Origin of the sequence: Sphingomonas sp. AX6 (assembly GCF_902506605.1) — a bacterium.
In the GTDB taxonomy this organism is placed as follows: Bacteria; Pseudomonadota; Alphaproteobacteria; order Sphingomonadales; family Sphingomonadaceae; genus Sphingomonas.
Window position 1 is genome coordinate 937,024 of the sequence record NZ_LR733979.1, and the last position, 20,122, is coordinate 957,145.

Annotated in this window: 18 protein-coding genes; 16 read left to right on the forward strand and 2 right to left on the reverse strand. The window is 65.7% G+C overall.

Features of this window, described 5'->3' with window-relative positions:
• The 14 genes from ENHY17A_RS04620 to gspN all read left to right on the forward strand — a co-directional run.
• Positions 1-1,406, forward strand: a 1,406-nt coding sequence (locus tag ENHY17A_RS04620) for a hypothetical protein (RefSeq protein ID WP_159710493.1), incomplete at its 5' end; no start/stop codon positions are given.
• A 95-nt stretch (positions 1,407-1,501) separates the two neighbouring features.
• Positions 1,502-4,195 (forward strand): TonB-dependent receptor domain-containing protein, encoded by a 2,694-nt coding sequence (locus ENHY17A_RS04625; protein ID WP_159710495.1) that lies wholly within the window; start codon positions 1,502-1,504, stop codon positions 4,193-4,195.
• Between the two features lie 251 nt (positions 4,196-4,446).
• Positions 4,447-5,256, forward strand: a complete 810-nt coding sequence (locus tag ENHY17A_RS04630; protein ID WP_159710497.1) for a type II secretion system protein N — start codon at positions 4,447-4,449, stop codon at positions 5,254-5,256.
• Entirely contained in the window at positions 5,253-7,370 is a 2,118-nt protein-coding gene (gene gspD, locus ENHY17A_RS04635) for a type II secretion system secretin GspD (RefSeq protein WP_159710499.1), read from the forward strand. The genes ENHY17A_RS04630 and gspD overlap by 4 nt, the downstream gene beginning before the upstream one ends.
• Positions 7,367-9,001: a type II secretion system ATPase GspE gene (gene gspE / locus ENHY17A_RS04640; protein ID WP_159710501.1), complete on the forward strand. Its 1,635-nt coding sequence runs from the start codon at positions 7,367-7,369 to the stop codon at positions 8,999-9,001. The genes gspD and gspE overlap by 4 nt, the downstream gene beginning before the upstream one ends.
• Positions 8,994-10,232: a type II secretion system inner membrane protein GspF gene (gene gspF / locus ENHY17A_RS04645; RefSeq protein WP_159710503.1), complete on the forward strand. Its 1,239-nt coding sequence runs from the start codon at positions 8,994-8,996 to the stop codon at positions 10,230-10,232. The genes gspE and gspF overlap by 8 nt, the downstream gene beginning before the upstream one ends.
• A gap of 8 nt (positions 10,233-10,240) precedes the next feature.
• A complete protein-coding gene (gene gspG, locus ENHY17A_RS04650) occupies positions 10,241-10,756 on the forward strand; it encodes a type II secretion system major pseudopilin GspG (protein WP_159710505.1) in 516 nt (171 codons plus the stop codon).
• Entirely contained in the window at positions 10,731-11,186 is a 456-nt protein-coding gene (locus ENHY17A_RS04655; RefSeq protein WP_159710507.1) for a GspH/FimT family pseudopilin, read from the forward strand. The genes gspG and ENHY17A_RS04655 overlap by 26 nt, the downstream gene beginning before the upstream one ends.
• On the forward strand, positions 11,173-11,556 hold the full coding sequence (gene gspI, locus ENHY17A_RS04660; RefSeq protein WP_159710509.1) for a type II secretion system minor pseudopilin GspI: 384 nt from the start codon (positions 11,173-11,175) through the stop codon (positions 11,554-11,556). The genes ENHY17A_RS04655 and gspI overlap by 14 nt, the downstream gene beginning before the upstream one ends.
• Positions 11,557-11,699: 143 nt before the next feature.
• Positions 11,700-12,317, forward strand: a complete 618-nt coding sequence (gspJ, locus tag ENHY17A_RS04665; protein ID WP_159710511.1) for a type II secretion system minor pseudopilin GspJ — start codon at positions 11,700-11,702, stop codon at positions 12,315-12,317.
• Complete coding sequence (gene gspK / locus ENHY17A_RS04670) at positions 12,314-13,279, forward strand: type II secretion system minor pseudopilin GspK (RefSeq protein WP_159710513.1); 966 nt, start codon at positions 12,314-12,316, stop codon at positions 13,277-13,279. Before gspJ ends, gspK begins: the two co-directional genes overlap by 4 nt.
• On the forward strand, positions 13,276-14,364 hold the full coding sequence (gspL, locus tag ENHY17A_RS04675) for a type II secretion system protein GspL (RefSeq protein WP_159710515.1): 1,089 nt from the start codon (positions 13,276-13,278) through the stop codon (positions 14,362-14,364). Before gspK ends, gspL begins: the two co-directional genes overlap by 4 nt.
• Positions 14,361-14,837 (forward strand): type II secretion system protein GspM, encoded by a 477-nt coding sequence (gene gspM, locus ENHY17A_RS04680; RefSeq protein WP_159710517.1) that lies wholly within the window; start codon positions 14,361-14,363, stop codon positions 14,835-14,837. The genes gspL and gspM overlap by 4 nt, the downstream gene beginning before the upstream one ends.
• A complete protein-coding gene (gene gspN / locus ENHY17A_RS04685; protein ID WP_159710519.1) occupies positions 14,834-15,544 on the forward strand; it encodes a type II secretion system protein N in 711 nt (236 codons plus the stop codon). The genes gspM and gspN overlap by 4 nt, the downstream gene beginning before the upstream one ends.
• A gap of 6 nt (positions 15,545-15,550) precedes the next feature.
• On the opposite strand, the gene ENHY17A_RS04690 is transcribed toward gspN, so the two are convergent.
• A complete protein-coding gene (locus tag ENHY17A_RS04690; protein WP_159710521.1) occupies positions 15,551-15,901 on the reverse strand; it encodes a hypothetical protein in 351 nt (116 codons plus the stop codon).
• Positions 15,902-16,007: 106 nt separating this feature from the next.
• Here ENHY17A_RS04690 and recF point away from each other — a divergent pair, with 106 nt between their 5' ends.
• Together recF and ENHY17A_RS04700 are read left to right on the forward strand one after the other, a co-directional pair.
• Positions 16,008-17,078 carry a DNA replication/repair protein RecF gene (gene recF, locus ENHY17A_RS04695; RefSeq protein WP_159710523.1) on the forward strand — a complete coding sequence of 357 codons (1,071 nt, stop codon included), beginning with the start codon at positions 16,008-16,010 and terminating at the stop codon, positions 17,076-17,078.
• A gap of 135 nt (positions 17,079-17,213) precedes the next feature.
• Positions 17,214-18,824: a bifunctional GNAT family N-acetyltransferase/carbon-nitrogen hydrolase family protein gene (locus ENHY17A_RS04700; protein ID WP_159710525.1), complete on the forward strand. Its 1,611-nt coding sequence runs from the start codon at positions 17,214-17,216 to the stop codon at positions 18,822-18,824.
• A gap of 164 nt (positions 18,825-18,988) precedes the next feature.
• On the opposite strand, the gene ENHY17A_RS04705 is transcribed toward ENHY17A_RS04700, so the two are convergent.
• Positions 18,989-19,981, reverse strand: coding sequence for an alpha/beta fold hydrolase (locus ENHY17A_RS04705; RefSeq protein ID WP_159710527.1), 993 nt, complete (start codon positions 19,979-19,981; stop codon positions 18,989-18,991).
• Between the last annotated feature and the right edge of the window lie 141 nt (positions 19,982-20,122).

Here is a 20,122-nt window from a genome sequence, read left to right on the forward strand (position 1 = left end):
CGCCTGCACCGACCCCCGCGCCGACGCCGACCCCCACCCAGCCTGCGGCGAACTGCCCCAGCGGCTATACCGATCGCGGCGTTCTTGCCGGGCGGCGCAATTGCGAGATCAGCGGCCGTATCACGACCAACACCGCGCTCGCCAACCTGCCGGGGGTGATCTACTCGCTCGCCGGACGCGTCGATGTCGGCACCGACGTCGGTGGTGACGGCTCGGCCGCCGGTGGCCAGTCGGTCACGCTGACGGTCGATCCGGGCGTCGTGGTGTTCGCATCCTCGGGCCTCGACTTCCTGGTCGTCAACCGCGGGTCGCGGATCAATGCCGAAGGCACCGCAACGAACCCGATCATCTTCACCTCGCGCGCCAACGTCACCGGCACCGCGACCGATAGTTCGCAGGGTCAGTGGGGCGGGATCGTTCTGCTCGGCCGGGCACCGATTTCCGACTGCCTGTCGGGTGCGGTCGGCGGTGCCGCCAATTGCCAGCAGCAGGTCGAAGGCGCGACCAACGCGCTGTATGGCGGCGCGGTCGCCAACGACAATTCGGGCGTCTTCCGCTATGTCCAGATCCGCTATTCGGGATTCGAAATCGCGCCGGGTAACGAGCTTCAGGGCCTGACGCTGGGTGGCGTCGGGTCGGGTACGACGATCGACCATGTCCAGGTGCACAACAGCTCGGACGATGGCATCGAGATCTTCGGTGGTCGCGCCAACCTGAAAAACCTGATCATCACCGGCGCGGACGACGACGGTTACGACACCGATCTGGGTTATAAGGGCTTCACCCAATTTGTGATCGGCGTGCAGCGCGCCGGCGGCAATTCGGGCGACGCGATGATCGAGGTTGACTCGAACGGCAACGAAGATGCCCAGCCGCGTCAGAACACCCGTCTGGCCAACTTCACCTTCGTTCACCGCTCGACGCTGGCGGCATCGGTCAATGCGATGCTGATCCGCGGCGGATCGGATTACTCGCTGATCAACGGTGTCGTCACGTCGCCGCGTATCTGCCTCGACGTCGATGGCGCGGCGACCGTGCAAGCGGCCAATGCCGGGCTTGACGAACAGGGTCCCCCCGTCGTGCAGTCGACCGTCTTCAGCTGCACCGGCGGTGCGTTCAACGACGATGGCAACGTGTCGGTGGCGGCGATCCAGGCGTTCTTCAACGCAGGCGCGAACAACAATGCCAACTTCACCTCGACCCTGACCGATGTGTTCGTCAACGGGGCCAACGAGCGCGGGGTGACGCCGTTCAACGCTTCGACGCTCAGCTCGTTCTTCGTCAACACCAGCTATATCGGTGCGGTCCGTGACGCGCAGGACACCTGGTATCGCGGCTGGAGCTGCGACTCCTCGACGGCCAGCTTCGGGTCCAACGCGACCTGCATCGCGCTGCCGACCACCTAAGCCAGGACGATGACTTTGGGGGCGGCGGTGCGCAAATGCGCGCCGCCGCCCCTTCGTCCGATCAGACAGAATAGATTTCGGGGGTTCCAAGGGAAATGAAGACGATCGCATTCGTCAGCGCGCTCCTCGTCGGTAGCGCACTGGTTGCGCCCGCTGCACTGGCGCAAACCGCGCCGCAACCCCCGGTCGGATCGACACCGGTGGGTGCCGAGGATGCCGAAGCGGAAGACCCGCAACAGGAAGCCCCCGACGTGTCGGTCGCGGGCAGCGAAGGGACCGAGATCACGGTCACCGGCCGGTTTGTCCCCAACGTCGTGCGATCGACCCCGCAAATCGTGTCGCTGCTGTCGACCGAGGATATCGCGCGCACCGGGGACGGCGACATCGCCGGATCGCTGGAACGGGTGACCGGCCTGTCGGTGGTCGGCAACGGCTTCGTCTATGTCCGCGGGCTGGGCGATCGTTATTCGCTGGCGCTGCTCAACGGGTCGCCATTGCCGAGCCCCGAGCCGCTGAAGCGCGTCATTCCCCTCGACTTGTTCCCGACCAGCCTGGTGTCGTCGGTGCTGGTGCAGAAAAGCTATTCGGCCAGCTATCCCGGCGAATTCGGTGGCGGCGTCATCAACCTGACCACGACCGCGATTCCCGATGAACCCTTCTTCACCGTCGGCGGCAGCATTTCGGGGGACACCTTCACCACCGACAATGTCGGCTACACCTATTTCGGGTCGGATACCGATATCCTGGGCTATGACGATGGCGCGCGCGACATTGCGGGCGCGTTCGGCGATGCGTTCCGATCGGGCAATCTGATCACCGAGGGCGCCAATTTTTCGCGATCCGATATTCAGGACATCACCGCCAGCTTCACCAATTCGGCGACCTCGGTCGTTCAGCGCAACAAGTTCATCCCGCCCAATTTCGCTGCTGATTTCGCGGTCGGATCGTCGACCTATTGGGGCGATGTGCGCGTCGGCGCGATCGCGGCTGGCGGCTATTCGAACGGCTGGCAAACGCGTGAGGCGATTCAGCAGACCTCCGGCGGTTTCGCCAGCGGCGTGCTCAACCCCGATGTCGATTTCGTGTCGGTACGCACCGACAACCGCGTGGTCGTCAACGGATTGCTGGGTGCCGGGATCGAGTTCGGCGAACACCAGATCCGCCTGACCAACCTCTATATTCACGACACGCTGAAACAGGCGCGGATCGCCACCGGTGTGGATCGCGCCGGGATCGGCGAGACCCCGGTGCTGCGCCAGGACACCGCCTGGTACGAACGCGAACTGCGCAACACCCAGGCAGTCGGCGAATTCGAATTCGGCGATATCAGCATCGATCTGCGCGGGTCGAATGGCCGGTCGAAGCGCGATGCGCCCTATGAGCGGTCGTTCAGCTATATCTTCGATGCGAGCATCGGCGATTATGTCAACAATCTGCGTTCGGGCGGGCAGAATGCGCGTATCGCCTTCAGCGAACTGGACGAGACGGTCTGGTCGGGCGGCGTGGACGTCACTTGGAAACTGCCAACGTCGATCAATGCATCGCTCACCGCAGGCTATGCCTATGGCGACACAACGCGCACCGCGTTCCGCCGCGAATTCCGCTTCGTCCCCGATGGCGATCTACCACTGGCAGTCGCGCAGCAGCGCCCCGATTTCCTGTTGAGCGACTTCAACATCTATACCTATGGCATCGGCATCACCGAAACCTCGGGCCAGACCGGTGCCGCCGCCTATGAAGCGGGCTTGCGCACGCATGCGGGCTATATTCAGGCCGATGTCGAATTCGTCCCCGGCCTGTCGGCCAATTTCGGCGTGCGTTACGAAGACGGCGACCAGTTCGTCACGCCGCTCGACCTGTTCGGGGTCGGTGCCGGCGGGGTCAGCACGACGGCCATCCAGAACGACTATTGGCTGCCCGCTGCGACTATCACCTGGAACTTCGCGCCCGATATGCAACTGCGCGCCAACGCGTCGAAGACGATCGCGCGCCCGCAATTCCGCGAGCTGGCATTCCAAGTCTATCAGGACACCGAATCGGATCGCCAGTTCTTCGGCAATCCGTTCCTGACGGACAGCGAGTTGTTCAACGCCGAAGTCCGCTACGAATGGTATTTCGCACGCGACCAGCGATTCAGCCTGGCGGGTTTCTACAAGAAGATTGATCGCCCGATCGAGCAGTTCGCGTTCCTGACCGCAGGCACGCTTCAGACCAGTTTTGCCAACGCACCTTCGGCGGACCTTTATGGTGCCGAGGTCGAGGTGCAGAAATATGTCCCGCTCGACACGCTCGGCGGCTTCTTCCTGCCGCGCCGTTTGGTGCTGATCGGCAACTACACCTATTCCAAATCGGAAATTAAGGTCGGTGCCGACGATACGGTGATCTTCTCGACGGGTGGCGTGCTGCCCGCCGCGGATTTCTTCCGTTCGGGCGCGCCGCTGACCGGTCAGTCGGAGCATATCGCCAACGTCCAGATCGGGTTGGAGGATACCGAGCGGCTGTCGCAGCAGACGCTGATCCTCAACTACGCCAGCGACCGCGTCACCAATCGCGGCCCCGCGGGCACGCCGCAGCAGCCCGACATTATCGAGCGGCCCGGCCTGCGCCTCGATTTCGTCGCGCGACAGGGCGTGCAGTTGATGGGCAGCGAGATCGAGCTGAAGTTCGAGGCGCGCAACCTGACCGGCCAGAAATACGAAGAATTCCAGGACGCGGGCGATTCGCGGATCGACATCAACACCTATGATGTCGGCACGCGTTTCTCGGTCGGCGCTTCGGTTAAGTTCTAACCCCCCGCCTGCCGCGCCCGACCCCGAATGTGATGGGGCCGGGCGCGGTGCCTTTTGCGGCTGCGCCACCTGATCCGCTTGTTTTGAGCCAAGTCGAGAAACACCGGCTAAGCGTCAAGCTCACGTTTCTCGACTTCGCTCGAAACGAACGGATGGGAAGCGCTCATCCGTAACAAACCCGTCATCCAGCCGTCACCGTCCGGTCGCCGAATCGCCCTAGGGCGTTCGCATCGCAACAGGGGCGGGACTTCATGGTTCGGGATTTGGACGGGCTGATCGCACGGCTTCGCGCACTGCCGGTCCCACGCATTTATGGTACGATCGAGCTGGGCGCGATGGCGCTGGCAGCGACGTCGGGTGCGTATCTGATCTGGACGATGCTGACGCCGGTCGGTGCGTTCGGCGACTGGAAGGTCGCGGGCGCGCGCGACTTCGATCCTGCTGGCGACATGGCGGTGCTCTCGCGGTTCGATCCGTTCAATCGCGGCAGCGGCGGGGCTGCGACCAATGTCGTCACTGCGTTGCCGCTGAAGCTGTTCGGCATCAGCCTGAACACCGCATCCGGGCGGGGCTCCGCGATCATCGAGGTCGAGACGCTGCAATCGAGCTTTGCCGTCGGTGACGAGGTGATGGCGGGTGTCGTCCTGAAATCGGTCGCCTTCGATCATGTCGTGCTGACGCGCGGCGGAGTCGAGGAACTGCTTTATGTCGATCAATCCACGCCTGCAGAGACGGTAGCGCCCGAAGGTGCCGCGTCCCCCGCCGCTGCGGCAGCGCCGGGTGGCATGACGCTCGATGCGCTTGCGGCCTCGGTGCGGGCGACGCCGCGCGTCCAGAACGGACAGACCACCGGGCTGGTGCTGTCCGCCGCCGACCCCACCCAACTATCCGCCGCTGGCTTTCAGCCCGGCGACATCGTGACTCGCGTGAATGGAGAGAGTGTGACGTCGATCGAGGAATTGCTGGAGCGGGCGGCAACGCCGCGCGCCGACGGGGCCGCCATCTTCACCGTCGAACGCGCAGGCCAGGTCCAGACCGTGCGGATGCAGGTCGCGCGATGAAGCGCGCCGGATTGCTCCTTGCCGCCGCCGCACTCGCCTTTGCGACGCCGGTTGCCGCACAATTGACGCTGAACGTGCGCGATGCCGACATCCGTGCCTTCATTCAGGACGCCGCGCGCCAGACCGGGCGCACCTTCGTCATCGACCAGCGGGTGCAGGGCAAGGTGTCGGTCGTCACCGACCGGCCGCTGTCACGCAGCGAGTATTTCGAAGTGTTCCTCTCCACGCTGCGCGCCAACGGGCTGGTCGCGATTCCGACCACCGGTGGCGCGTATCGCATCCAGCCCGCCGATGGCGCGGCGACCCAGCCAAGCCGGGTGGGATCGCGCGGCGCGGCGCAGAACCAGTTCGTGACCGAGGTGTTTCGCCTGCGGTCGATCGATTCGGCATCGGCGCTGGAAACGCTGCGGCCTCTGGTGTCGCGCGAAGGATCGATCACCGCCAATCGCGGGGCCAATTCGATTGTCGTCGCCGATTTCGTCGACAATATCCGGCGTATCCGCACGCTGCTGAGCCAGATCGATACCGACAGTTCGTCGACGGTGCTGATCCCGCTCCAAAATGCCGGTGCGCGCGAGATCGCGACGTCGCTGACCGCGCTCGTCGGGTCGGGCGAAGGCGGGCGCGGCACCGCATCGATCGTCCCCATCGACAGCAGCAATTCGATCGCGCTGCGCGGCGACAAGGCGCTGGTATCCCGGCTGGCCGAAATGGCCCGCGACCTCGACCGCCGCGCCGAAAGCGGTGCCGAAGTGCGTGTCGTCTTCCTCGAATATGCCGATGCCGGGCAGTTGCTGCCGGTGTTGCAGACGCTAGTCGGACAACCCGCATCGGCCGCGGTCGATACGCTCGCCGCCAACCGGCCCGCGAGTGAGAATGGCGCAAGCGGCGCGGCACCGACTTCGGCTCCCGCGCCTAGCCAACCAAGTGGCCAGGGCAATACTGCCATGCAATCGGCGATCGGGCGCGGTCCGGTCGTCGTGACCCGCTTCGAAGGGGCAAACGCGATCATCATCGCGGGCTCGGCTCAGGCGCAGAAGATATTGGGCGAGGTCGTTCGCCAGCTCGATGTGCGGCGCGAACAGGTGCTGGTCGAGGCGATCATCGTCGAAATCTCCGATCTCGCCGCCAAGAACTTGGGCGTCCAATTCCTGCTCGCAGGGCGTCCGGGCAGCGGCATTCCGTTCGGCATCACCAATTATTCGAACAGCGGTCCCAATCTGACCGCGATCGCCGGCGCGGTCGCCGCGCGCGAGATCGATCAGACGACGACGATCATCAATGGCGAGACGGTGACGACCTCGACCGGGTCCGAGCTGTCCAATACGCTGCAACAGGCGGCTGCCGCGTCGCTGCTCGCGACCACCGGCGGGCTTGGCGGGATCGCCACCAATCTGGGTCGCGATGGCATCTTGGGCGCGATCGTCAATGCGGTGCAGTCCGACAGCAAATCGAACATATTGTCGACGCCGTGGCTCTACACGCTCGACAATCAGGAAGCGAAAATCCTGGTCGGGCAGGAAATTCCGATCTCGACCGGAGAGGCGCTGTCGGACAATTTCGACAATGCGTTTCGCACCATCCAGCGGCAGAATGTCGGCATCCAGCTGGAAGTCACGCCGCAGATCAATGCGGGCGGCGCGATCAAATTGTTCCTGCGCCAGGAAGTCAGCTCGATCGCGGGGCCGGTATCGAACAACTCCGCCGACCTGATCCTCAACAAGCGCGAGATCGAGACAACGATCACCGTCGATGATGGCGAGATCGTCGCGCTGGGCGGCCTGCTCGACGACAATGAGCGCCGCACGATCGAGAAGATTCCGCTGCTGGGCGACATTCCCGTTATCGGCGAGCTGTTCAAATCGCGCTCGCGCAGCCGCAACAAGACCAATTTGATGGTGTTCATCCGCCCGACCATCGTCCGTTCGGCGGCGGAAGCGCGGGCGATTGCCGAGCAGCGTTACGGCTATGCGCGGCGCGAGCAGTTGATCGACCGGCCCGACCGCGAACCGACGCTCGACGAACTGGTGCGCGATTATCTGGGAACGGTGCCGCCCGTGGTGACTCCGTTGCCCGGCGATCAAGTGATCCAGCCCGCGCCGGTGCAGCAATGACCGGACCGGAGGGAGACGCCATCGAGCCGCTGCCCTTGCCCGCGGCCCATGCGGCGGCAGTCGCGGCGGGCGCGCTGCCTGAGCGGATCGCCGACATTTCGCACGACAGCGCCGGCGCCGACGCCGCAGCGGGCGCGGCGGCGAACGAGCCGCTGCTGCTGGTCGCCATCCCCTATAACTTCGCGCGGACCTTCGGCACGGTGCTGGTCGATGCCGCCGACGGTCGGATTTCGGTCGCGTTGCGCGAGGGGGCCGATCCGCGTGCCTTGCTCGAAGTGCGCCGCGTCCTCGGGCGACCCTTCGATGTCGATATCGTCGCGGCACACGCGTTCGACCAATTGCTGTCCGACCGCTATTCGCGCGACGGTGGTGCGGCGGCGGAAGTCGCAGGAGCGCTGGCGATCGACAGCGAACTCGACATGCTGGCGAGCGACCTGCCGACCGCCGACGATCTGCTTGCCTCCGCCGACGACGCGCCCGCGATTCGGCTGGTCAACGGCATCATCGCCGACGCCGCGCGTCAGCAGGTCTCGGATATCCATATCGAACCCTATGAAAGCGGCCTGATCGTGCGTTTTCGCTTGGATGGCGTGCTGCGCGAGACGCTGCGGATGCCCGCGCATGTCGCCCCCGTGCTGGTCAACCGGATCAAAGTGATGGCGCGCCTCGATATCGCCGAGCGGCGGATTCCGCAGGACGGACGCATCAGCCTGTCGCTCGGCGGCAAATTGTTCGACGTGCGTGTGTCTACGCTGCCTGCGCGCGCGGGCGAGCGGGTGGTGCTGCGTATCCTCGACCGTGAAAATGCCGGGATCGACCTCGACGTGCTCGGCATGGACGAAGGCACAATGGCGGTGTTCCGCGAAGCGCTGGCCGAGCCCAATGGCGTGGTGCTGGTGACCGGACCGACGGGGTCGGGCAAGACCACGACGCTCTATGCCGCGCTGCGCCAGTTGAACGACGGCAAGCGCAACATCCTGACCGTCGAGGACCCGGTCGAATACGCCATCGACGGCGTCGGCCAGACGCAGGTCAATGCCAAGGTCGGCTTAAGCTTCGCCAACGGGCTGCGCGCGATCCTGCGTCAGGACCCGGACGTCGTGCTGGTCGGCGAAGTCCGCGACCGCGAGACGGCGGAGATCGCGGTTCAGGCGTCGCTGACCGGGCATCTGGTGCTGACCACGGTCCACACCAACGACGCGGTTGGCGCGATCACGCGGTTGCGCGACATGAAGGTCGAACCGTTCCTGCTTGCCTCCACGCTTCGCGCGGTGATCGCTCAGCGACTGGTGCGCAAATTGTGTCAGGAATGCAGGCGGCCGGTTCAGGCGACCGCGCTCGTCGCGTCACTGATGGGATTCGAGCCCGGCACCGTGGTGTACGAGCCCGATGGCTGTGCGGCGTGCAACGGCACCGGCTATCAGGGGCGGATCGGTGTGTACGAAGCGGTGAAGATCGACGACACGATCCGCCGCCTGATCAACGATGGCGGGGACGAGGCGATCATTGCGCGGCACGCCTTCGTCAACTCGCCGACCCTGGGCGGCGCGGCGCGGCGGATGGCGCGCGCGGGCCTGACCACGGCTGAAGAGGCGATCCGCATCACGCGGCGCAGCGGCGACGATGGCTGAGTATCGCTACGTCGCGATCGACACGGCGGGCCGCGAGAAACGCGGGTCGGTGTCGGCCGCCGACACGGCGGATGCGCGCGCGGCGTTGCTGCGCAAGAAGCTGCACGTCGTGTCGGTGTCTCAAGGAGCGGCGGTCGCGGAACAGCCGCGCGAGGCAGGGGCATCGTTATTCTCGCAACTGGGGCTCCGCCGCGAAAAGCTGTCGCACCGCGAACGCACGATGTTCACGCGCCAGCTTTCGACTCTGGTCGCGGTCAGCCCGCTAGAGGAAGCACTGCGCACCATTTCGCGCCAGACCGAAAACAAGCGCGCCGCCGCGGTGATCGAGCGCGTCCATGCAGGCGTTGTCGAAGGCGCACGGCTGGCCAGCGCGATGGCGCGCGAGGGCAAGAGTTTCGACCCGCTCTACCGCGCGATGATCGCAGGCGGCGAGGCGACCGGCGCCTTGCCCGACATCCTCGAACGACTGGCGGCATTGCAGGAACGCCAGGCCGAAGTACGCGGCAAATTGTTCGGGACGCTCGCCTATCCGGTGATCCTGGCGATCGTAGCACTTGGCGTGGTCGCCGCGCTGATGATCCTGGTGGTGCCAAAGGTCGTGTCGCAGTTCGACGATGTCGGCCAGCAATTGCCGCTTATCACCCGCATCGTCATTACGCTGTCCGACTTCATGGCAACCTGGTGGTGGGCGATCGCGATCGGCATCGCGATCGCCGTGCTCGGCTTTGCGCGGGCGTTGCGCGAGCCGGGGTTTCGGTTGCGCTTTGATGGCTGGCTGTTGCGGCTGCCGTTCGTCGGGCGAATGCTGCGCGACCTTCATGCAGCAAGAATGGCGCGAACGCTGGCGACGATGGTCGCGAGCCGTTTGCCGATCCTCGAAGGATTGGCGCTGACCGTGCCCACCATCCACAACCGCGCGCTGAAGACCGCAACGGAGAGCATCGTCGCCGAAGTGCGCGGCGGCGGAAGTCTTTCCGCAGCGCTCCGGCGGACCGCGATCTTTCCGCCCCTGCTCGTCTATATGGTCGCCAGTGGCGAAAGTGCGGGGCAGCTCGACCAGATGCTCGAGCGCGCAGCCTCAACGCTGGAGCGCGAGTTCGACACGGTCGCGACCGCGGCGATGGCAATGGTCGAACCCGGCATCATCGTTCTGATGGGCGGGGTGGTCGCGACCATCGTGCTGGCGATCCTGCTCCCGATCCTCGAACTCCAGAATCTTGCAAGCGTATGAGGCAGAAAATGCTCAAACTCCATATTCCGTCATTCCAGCGGAAGCTGGAATATCAAGCCATCGCTCCCGACGATGGAGATGCCTGCCTGCGCAGGCATGACGAGAAAGAATGCGAAGCTGGCTTCACGCCCCTGGAAGAGCGTTCCGCCGAACACGGCTTCACGCTGGTCGAACTGATGGTCGTCATCGTCATCCTCGGCCTGCTGACCACATTGGTCGTCATCAACGTCATGCCCAGCCAGGATCTGGCGATGCGCAAGAAGGCGGAGGCCGACATCGCGACGATCGGCCAGGCGCTGGAAATGTACCGCGTGTCGAACATGACCTATCCGACGGGCGCGCAGGGGCTGGCGGTGCTTGCCGGGCAGACGGGCACGATCCGCCGCCTGCCCGACGATCCCTGGGGACGGCCCTATCAATACGCAAATCCTGGCCCGAATGGCGGGGTGGACGTGTATTCGCTGGGGGCCGACGGCCAGCCCGGCGGCGAAGGCGAGAATGCCGATATCCGCCTCGCCCAATAACCCTGAAAACGGGTTTACGCTCGTCGAACTGATGGTCGTGCTGGTGCTGATCGGGCTGGCGGCAAGCGTCGTGATGCTCGCGGCGCGCGGCGACGATGCCGTAGCGGGCGACGAGGCCGCGCGGCTGGCGCTGCGCATCGCGGGCGCGCGCGACCGGGCGATCGTCGACGGGCGATCCACGCGGGTGGAATTCGTCGCCGATGGCTATCGCTTTGCTCAGCGCGGCGGCGGGGCATGGCAGCCGGTCGCCGATCGGGGATTGCGCGCGACGACCTTGCCGAGCGAGGTCGCCCTGGGCGCGAGCCGCGCGATGCTGGGGTTCGACAGCGGCGGCTTGCCCGATGCACCGGCGGACATCGTACTGCGTGCGGACGAGACGCGGGTGACGGTGCGCGTGGATGCGGCAGGGGGCATCGATGTCGTTCGTTGATCGCAACCGAGACGGCGAGCAGGGCTTTACCTTGGTCGAATTGTTGGTTGCGCTGGCTTTGTTCTCGATCGCCGGGCTGGCGTTGCTCAAGCTGCAGGGCGTTACGCTTGCCAGCACGTCCGAGATCGACCGGCAACTGGTGGCGAGCATCGTTGCGCAGAATATCGCGACCGACGCACTGACCGATGCGGCGCCGCCCGCCATCGGGGCGGCGTCGGGGGTGGAGCGCAACATGGGCGTCGATTGGTCCTGGCGGCGCGTGGTTTCGCGCACCACCGATCCGCGGATGCTGCGTGTCGATATCGCGGTGGTGCAGGACGGGCGGACGCTAGCCGGGACGACGGTCGTGCGGCTGGGTGCAGTCCGGTGATGATGTCTAACCACATCCGTTTGTCCCGAGTAGCCTTCGAGCTTGTCGAGAAGGCGTATCGAGGGAGGGGGCGTATCTCGATACGGGCTCTCGACAAGCTCGATCCCTACTCGACACAAACGGAGTGGTGCGGGCGGCGAAGCGTGACGCCCTCTGAACACGGCTTCGACTCTTCACTGCGCTCCGCCGAGCACGGCTTCACGCTGGTCGAAATGCTGGTCGCGCTCGTCATCTTCGGGCTGCTTGCGTCTGCGGGTACTGCGCTGCTGGTGTCCAGCGTCGATGCACAGGAGGTGGTCGCCACGCGGCTTGATCAGTCGGCGGGGTTGCGGCGCGTTCATGCGCTTGCCGCACAGGATATGAGCGCGGCGCTGGCCCGGCCAGCGCGGGGCGAAAGCGGTGACATCCCCGCGTTCGAGGCGCAGTCGGGCACCCGGTTGTTTGCTTTGACGCGCGGCGGTGTCGGCACCGGAATGGCGGAGAACCCGCAGCCCACCGTCCGTCGCGTCACCTGGCGGCTCGATGGCGGGCGGCTGACTCGCGCGGTGGCAAAGGGGAGCGATACGCGCGAAGAGGGTCAGCCCGTGTTGCTCGCCGACAAGATTGCTGCGGTTATGCTGCGCTATCGTTCCGAAGGAAACTGGCAGGATGCGTGGCGCGCCACCGACGCGCGGCAATTGCCGCAGGCGGTGGAAATCGCGATCACCTATACCGACCAGCGTACCGCATTGATCCGTCTGGCGATGGGGCCGGGCGCGTGACGCCGCGCCCCCGCGAAGAGGGCGTTGCGCTCCTCAGCGTATTGCTCATTATCGGGCTAATGGCGGTGGTGTCGGCGGCGATGCTCGACCGGATCGTCGTCGCGTCGCACCTGGCCGCCAATTCCGGGGTGCAGACGCGCGCGCAAGGCTATGCCCAGGCGGTCGAGACGATCGCGCGGGTGCGGATCGGCGACGCGATACAGGCAGGCGAGCTTCCGCCCGAGTGGCAGACGCGCCCGCTGGGCTTTCGTGTGCCCGAAGGCGCGGCCGTCGCTCGGCTGAGCGATGGCGGCAATTGCCTGAACGTCAATTCGGTGGTGCAGCAGGACCGGGTAACCGGCGCGACTGCGGCTTACCCCGAAGGAATTGAGCAGTTCGCCAACCTCGCTTCGCTGCTGGGCGTGCCACGCGTTCAGGGTGAGCGGATCGCGACGGCGGTGGCCGACTGGATCGACAGCGATTCCATTCCGATGGCGGGCGGTGCCGAGGATGGCGGCTATGCGGCGCAAGGAGCGCTCCCGCCCAACCGGCTGATCGACGATCCCAGCGAGATCGTTGGCGTTCAGGGGATGACCCCCGAAATCGCGACGCGGCTGTTGCCGTGGATGTGTGCGCTGCCGGTCGGCGGGCTGTCGCCGATCAACATCGACACGCTGTCGCCCGAACGCGCCGAATTGTTCGCGATGCTGGGGCGGCGGGGATTGAGCGTCGCGACCGCCCGCTCGATCCTCCGCGCACGACCGCCGCAGGGGTATCAGACCGTTCAGATCGTAAAACAGCTTCCTGCGCTTGCCGGAGTGGAGATGACCAGTGGTGCGTGGAGCCAGCTTCAGGTAACGCCGCGCTGGTTCGACTTGCAGATCAATGTCCAACTCGCCGGAGCCGAATTGAACCAGCAAATCCTGATCGACGGGCAGGACTCACCTGCGCGAATCGTCCGGCGGCGGCGGTTCGAACCATGAGCGATCTCCTGCTGGTCCTGTTCCCCGGCGCGCGCGGGGAAGCGCTTCCCTGGTCGCTCTGGCGTCACGGCGCGTTGCTGGCCGAGGGTGCGGGAAGCGACGTCGCCGATGCCGTCGCTGCGCTGGAGCCGCCGCCAAAGGTCGCGGCGATCGTGCCTGCCGCCGACGTTCCGCTTTATCGCATCGAATTGCCCGACCTTGCCCCCGCTCAGGCGCGCGCGGCGGCGCTGCTGATCGCGGCGGAAAATGCGGCGACGCCCGCGGATAGCTTGCACGTCGCGCTGGGTCCAAAAGCCGAAGACGGCGCGCGCATGGCGGCGGTGGTCGCCACGGCGCACATGGCGGCATGGGTCGCGCGTTGCCGCGCGGCGGGGTTCGACCTGCGCCACATCATTCCCGCCAGTGCCTTGCTGCCCGAGCCTTTGGACGGCTTCGTATCGGGTGAACTGGCGGGCGAAACGCTGCTCCGCGGCCGCGAGTGCGCGATGGTGGACGATGCTGCAACCCGGCTGATCGTGGGCGATGCCGCGGTCGAGCCGGTCGTGCTTCCATCGCTCGACCTGGCCGTCGCATCTTCCGCGGTCGATCTGGCGCAGGGGCTGTTCGCGCCGCGTCGGCGGGTGACGATCGACTGGAAACGGTTGCGGCGCGTCGGCCTGTTCACGGGCGCGGCGGCATTGCTGTGGGTTGCGGCAGGCATCGTCGATCTGGTCAAGCTCAACGCCGCGACCGACGCGCTGGAGGCGCGCGCGGTGGCAGTGGCGACGCCCTTATTGCCGGGCGAGACGATCCGCGAGCCGCTGGCACAACTGCGCGCCGCCAATGTCGCGCGCGGTGATGGCAGCGCCGAATTGCTGACGATGCTGGCGGCGGTGCAGCGCGCGCTGACCGATGTACCGGAAGTGGCGCTGACCGGCATCGGCTGGACCGGCGACGGCGCGCTGACCGCCAGCCTGCGCGCGCCCAGTCCGGAAGCGCTGGCGCAAGTGGTTAACGGATTGCGCGCGCAGGGCTTCGTCGTTCCCGACGCAGCGCCGCAAAGCGCCGTCGACGGCCAGCGCGCCGAACTGAGGATCAGCCGATGAGCGATGCGGTACGGCTGTGGTGGAAGGGGCGTAGCCTTCGCGAACAACGCCTGTTGATCGTCATGGCGGCGCTCGCCATCGTCGTGGTCGTCTGGCTGGGCATATTGCGACCTCTGTCGGATGCCCGGGCCGATGCACGCAAGCGGCATGGCGACACGCTCGTCGCGGTCGCGCAGATCGAGGCGGAAGCCGCGCGGCTACTGGCGCTACCCGAAGGAACACGTGCGACCGGCGCACCGATCGACATCGTGCGCGCGGAGGCCGATGCCATCGCGATCACGCCGTCGCTGGTCCAGCCCGACGGCAACGGCGTGCGCGTCGATATTCCGGTGATAGGCGGGCAAGCGCTGTTCACGCTGATCGATCGGCTGCGTATGCGCGGCCTGTCGATCGATACGCTCGCGGCGCGGCCAGAGGCGGGCGGATCGCTGGTGGTGACGATGCGGCTGCAACCGACGGGAGGGATCGCATGAAGTGGCGGATGACCATCCCACGCTGGGGGCTGCTCGTGCTCCTGGTGCTGGCGGCGCTGGTCGCCTTGTTTCCGATGCGGATCGCGTTGGACTGGATCGGGCTGGAGCGCGCCGGGCTGACCGCGCGCGAGGTGCGGGGCAGCGTGTGGAATGCAACGCTCAGCGAGGCGCAGTTTGGTGGCGCGGCATTGGGCGATGTCGATGCCAGCCTGTCGCCATTGCCGCTGATGTTGGGTCGCGCGCAGGTCAATCTGTCAAACCCCACGGGGCTGAACGGTCGGGTGACGGTCGCCCGCCGGTCGGTCGAGGCGGACATCGATCAGGCGTTGCTCGAAGGCTTTCCGGCGCTGGGCGCACTCGACATCGGTGCGCTGCGGCTGAGCGGTGTCGCGGTTAAATTCGTCGATGGCCAATGCGTCGAGGCGGGCGGCAATGTCAGCGCAGTGGTGACATTACCCTGGGCGCAAGGGGCGATCCCGCCGCTCGATGCGCGCATTCGGTGCGATGCAGGCGCGCTGCTACTCCCGCTGGCGAGCGCGGGTGGGGCCGAGCGGCTGGATATCCGTCTGTACGGCGACCGCCGGGTTCAGGCCCGTGCGGTGGTCAGCCGCGTGCCCGCGATGCTAATACCCCTGCTCGGCGCGGCTGGATTTCGCATGGCCGGCGATACGCTGGCGATCGAGCGGGAATGGGTGCTTGGCGAGTAGTTGGGCCTATTGCGCCAGCAAGGCACTCGCCTGCGCCTGACCCTGATCGCGAACCGCCCTGGCCTGGGCTTCGGCCTTTTCCTTCACCAGTTCGGCTTCCTGCTTCAGCGCATCGCTGCGAACTTTTGCCATTTGCGCGTCGTAACTGCCGCCGACACCGCTGGCGTTGACCATTTCGGCAGCTTGCGATTCGAGCGCTGCGGCCTGGTTGTCGGCTTCGGCTTCGATCTGGTCGGCCTGCGCTTCGGCCGCGTCCTTGATCCGGTCGGCTTCCTGTTCCTGCGGCGTCGGCTGCGCGCAGGCGGACAGCGTCAGGCCGAATGCCGCCAGCGCAGCAAGGGGAGCGAAACGGGACAAATCAGGTCTCCTTCGAAATCTAGCTAGCGCAACCCGCAAGTCCGGGGAAGGTTCATCGCATCCGCGCTTCGCTTCGCCGCACGCCTCGCCTACAGACACTCCACCGATGATCGCACGTCTGTCCCTTACCGATTTCCGCAACCATGCCGACAGCGTAATCGCTGCGCCGTCGGGCTTCGTCGTGCTGGCGGGCGATAATGGTGCGGGCAAGACCAATGTGCTGGAGGCGCTGTCGTTGCTCGCGCCGGGACGTGGCCTGCGCCGCGCGAGCCTGTCCGATATGGCGCGGCAGCGCGGTGGTGGTGGCTTTGGCGTCGCGGCTACGCTGGCCGACGGCGTGACGATCGGCACGGGGACGCTGGGCCAGGCACCGGAACGCCGCGTGGTGCGCGTGGATGGGGTCGCGACTCCCGCGACCGCGCTGGCCGAGCGATTGTCGGTGCTGTGGCTGACCCCGGCGATGGACCGGCTGTTCGTCGAGCCTGCAGGAGAACGGCGGCGGTTTCTGGACCGGCTGACGCTGGCGCTTGCCCCCGGCCATGCGCATCAAGCCGCGCGCTACGAAGCGGCGATGCGTCAGCGCAACCGGTTGCTGGGGGAGGGTGGCAGCGATGTCGATCCCGACTGGCTGGCGGCGCTGGAGGCGCGGATGGTTGAGCATGGCGCGGTGCTGGATGCCGAGCGTCGCGCGACGGTCGCGGCTTTGTCCGCGCGGCTTGCCGGTGTCGAGGACGACGCCTTTCCCCGTGCCGATCTGGCGATTGAGGGCTGGGAAGGGGCACCCGATCAGTTGCTGCGCGATCTAGCCGGCGGCCGCGCGCGCGATGCGGCGGCAGGGCGGACACTGGCGGGGCCGCATCGCATCGATCTGGCCGTCACGCACCGCGAGAAGGACCAGCCCGCCGCCCTCGCCTCGACCGGGGAGCAGAAGGCGTTGCTGCTCGGTATCCTGCTCGCGCACGCCGAACTGGTCGCCGATCGCACCGGACGCCCGCCGGTGTTGTTGCTCGACGAGGTGGCCGCGCATCTCGATCCGCTGCGCCGTCATGCGCTGTTCGACCGGTTGGCCGGGCGCGGACAGGTGTGGATGACCGGCACCGAGGCGCGGCTGTTCGACGGCGTGCCGGATGATGCGTTGCGGCTGGAAGTTTCGGGCGGAAGGATCGACCCGCGTTGATTTGCGTTGCTCGAACGAAATAACTTCCGTTCGCATTGAGCTTGTCGAAATGCTGTCCTTCTTGGGAACGAAGACAAAGGACAGTGCTTCGACAGGCTCAGCACGAACGAAATTTGAAATAGCTTAAGGAAATCCATGCCCCGCGCGACCCCTGCCAAACTCGATATCCGCGAAGCCCGGCCAAAGGACATCGCCGGCATCTTGAAGCTGATCGAGACGGTCTATCCCGGCTGGGACAGCTATACGACCGGCATGATCCGTGGCCAGATCAACAATTTCCCCGAAGGCCAGTTCGTTGCGGTCTATGAAGGCGAGATCGTCGGTTATTGCGCGTCGCTGCGCATCGACGAGGAACTGGCGCTGTCCGCGCATGACTGGGAATCGATCACCGGTAACGGCTTTGGCAGCCGCCACGATCCGACCGGCGACTGGCTCTACGGATACGAACTGGCGGTATCGAACAAGCAGCGCGGGCTTCGCATCGCGCGGCGGCTGTACGAAGCGCGGCGGACCTTGGTCGAGCGGCTGGAACTGAAGGGCGTCGCGTTTGGCGGACGGATGCCGAATTACCGGCGCAACGCTAAGAAGGTCGAAAGTGCCGAGGATTATATCGATCAGGTGCAGGAGGGTAAGCTCCGCGACCCGGTACTCAATTTCCAGATCGCGAACGGCTTCACCCCCATTGGGGTACTCCCCGGGTACCTGCCCGAAGACAAGGCATCGGGGTCGTTCGCCGCGCACATGGTGTGGCGCAACCCCTATGTCGATCCCGACGAGCGCCCCCAGCACCGCGTACCCCGCGACATCGAAAGCGTGCGGCTGGCGACGTGTCAGCTTCAGGCGCGGCCGGTGCAGGATTTCGACGAATTCATCCGCAACATCGAATATTTCGTCGATGTGGCGAGCGGCTATCGCAGCGATTTCGTGGTGTTTCCCGAACTGTTCACTTTGTCTTTGCTGTCTTTTGAGAAACGCGACCTGACCCCGATGGAGGCGATCGACAAATTGACCGAGCATCGCAAGCCTTTGGTCGATGCGCTGTCGAAGATGGCGCTGTCGTACAACATCAACATCGTCGCCGGATCGCACCCGACCCGCACCGACGACGGCGAAATTCAGAACGTCGCCTATGTCTGCCTGCGCGACGGATCGGTTCACGCGCAGGAGAAGATTCACCCAACCCCCAACGAAGCCTATTGGTGGAAGATCAAGGGCGGCGACAGCGTCGATGTGATCCAGACCGATATCGGGCCGATCGGGGTGCTGATCTGTTACGACAGCGAATTCCCCGAACTCGCGCGACGGCTGGTGGACGAAGGTGCGCGGATCATCTTTGTTCCGTTCTGCACCGACAATCGCCAGGGTTACATGCGGGTGCGCTATTGTGCTCAGGCGCGCGCGGTCGAGAATCAGTGCTTCGTCGTCATGTCGGGTAATGTCGGCAACCTGCCCGGCGTCGACAATATGGATATCCAATACGCTCAGTCGTGCATTCTGACGCCCTGCGACTTCCCCTTCGCGCGCGACGGGATCGCGGCGGAAGCGAGCGAGAATATCGAGACGCTGACGATCGCCGACGTCAACCTGGCCGACCTGACCTGGGCGCGGGCTGAGGGCACGGTGCGCAACCTGACCGATCGTCGTTTCGATCTCTACCGCATCGCCTGGTCGAAGAAACCGCGCGGGGGCAAGCCGCAGCAGCCGCATGGGCGGCCGATGGAGCAGAAAGGGCCGGGCGGGGGTTGAGTTTTGCGACCACGGTACTCTGCCCACTCGTCACCCCGGCCGGAGTGCCGGGGTCCACGGGGCGGCAAACCATCCGCTAGAGGCTCGCGTGTCTCGCAAGCGGCTTAGTGGACCCCGGAACAAGTCCGGGGTGACGCGGTGGGTGGGACCGGTGTCTCGCTGACTTATTTCGCGAGCGCCTCGAACAACGCGCGCTGAAACGTCGACGGGTCTTCGACCTGTGGCGAGTGGCCCAGCGTCGGTAGCGTCATCAGCGCCGCACCCGGAATGCGCGTCACCGCTACCTCCGCCGCTTGTGGCACCGTGCGGGGACTTGCCCCTTCCGGTGCGGAATTGCCGCGGAATGCGGTCTTGTCGGTTTCGCCGATGATCAGCGTCGTCGGCATTCGCAGTCCGGGCAGTTCGGCTGCGACCGGCTGGGTCTGGATCATGTCCGACAGACGCGCCTGTGCGGTGCGGATCGTTTGTCCGTCGGAACTCGCATATTGCCCGGCGAGCATCGCCACCCAGCGGTCATAGTCGGGTTTCCATTTGCCGTTGTAATAGACGCGCTGCTGATACCCCTTGATACTCGCCGCATTCGTTTTCGCTTCTTCTGCGAGCAACGTCCCGAGATCGGCATAGGGCACCCCCTCGGTCAGCGGATCGGTCAGGCCGAGCGGGTTGACCAGCACCAGATGCTCGACGCGTTCCGGCATCAGCAGTGCGAACCGGCTGGCGAGGATGCCGCCGGTCGAATGGCCGACCAGCGACACGCGCCCTACGCCTGCCTTGTCCAATAGCGCGGCGGTCAGCGCCGCCATCGCGTGGAAGCTGTATTGATAGCCGTCGGGCTTGGACGATTTGCAGAAGCCCACCTGATCGGGCGCGATCACGCGATACCCTTTCGCGGCCATGGCGCGGATCGTCTCTCCCCACGTCGCGGCGCAGAAATTCTTGCCGTGGAGCAGAACCGCGGTGCGACCATTCGCCCGCGCGGTCGGCGCGACGTCGAGATAGGCCATGCTAACGGTCGCGCCCTGCGACGCGGCTTCGAACCATTGCACCGGGTAAGGGTAATCGAAGCGTTCGAGGTTCGCACCGAGCGGGACCGTCTGTTGCGGGAGCGCGGGCGCGGCGGAAAGCGCCGTGGCGGTAAGGGCTAGAATGATCGACATACCCGGCCAACCCGTGGCCCCGCCGCGGGTTCCGCGGATCGTTCCGCGCCCGCACCATTGACATTCCGGATGATAGCGCCCACATGCCGCACCGCAGCGCGGCTTTTTGCAGCGTGATCGGACGGATGACCGTCCAGGCTC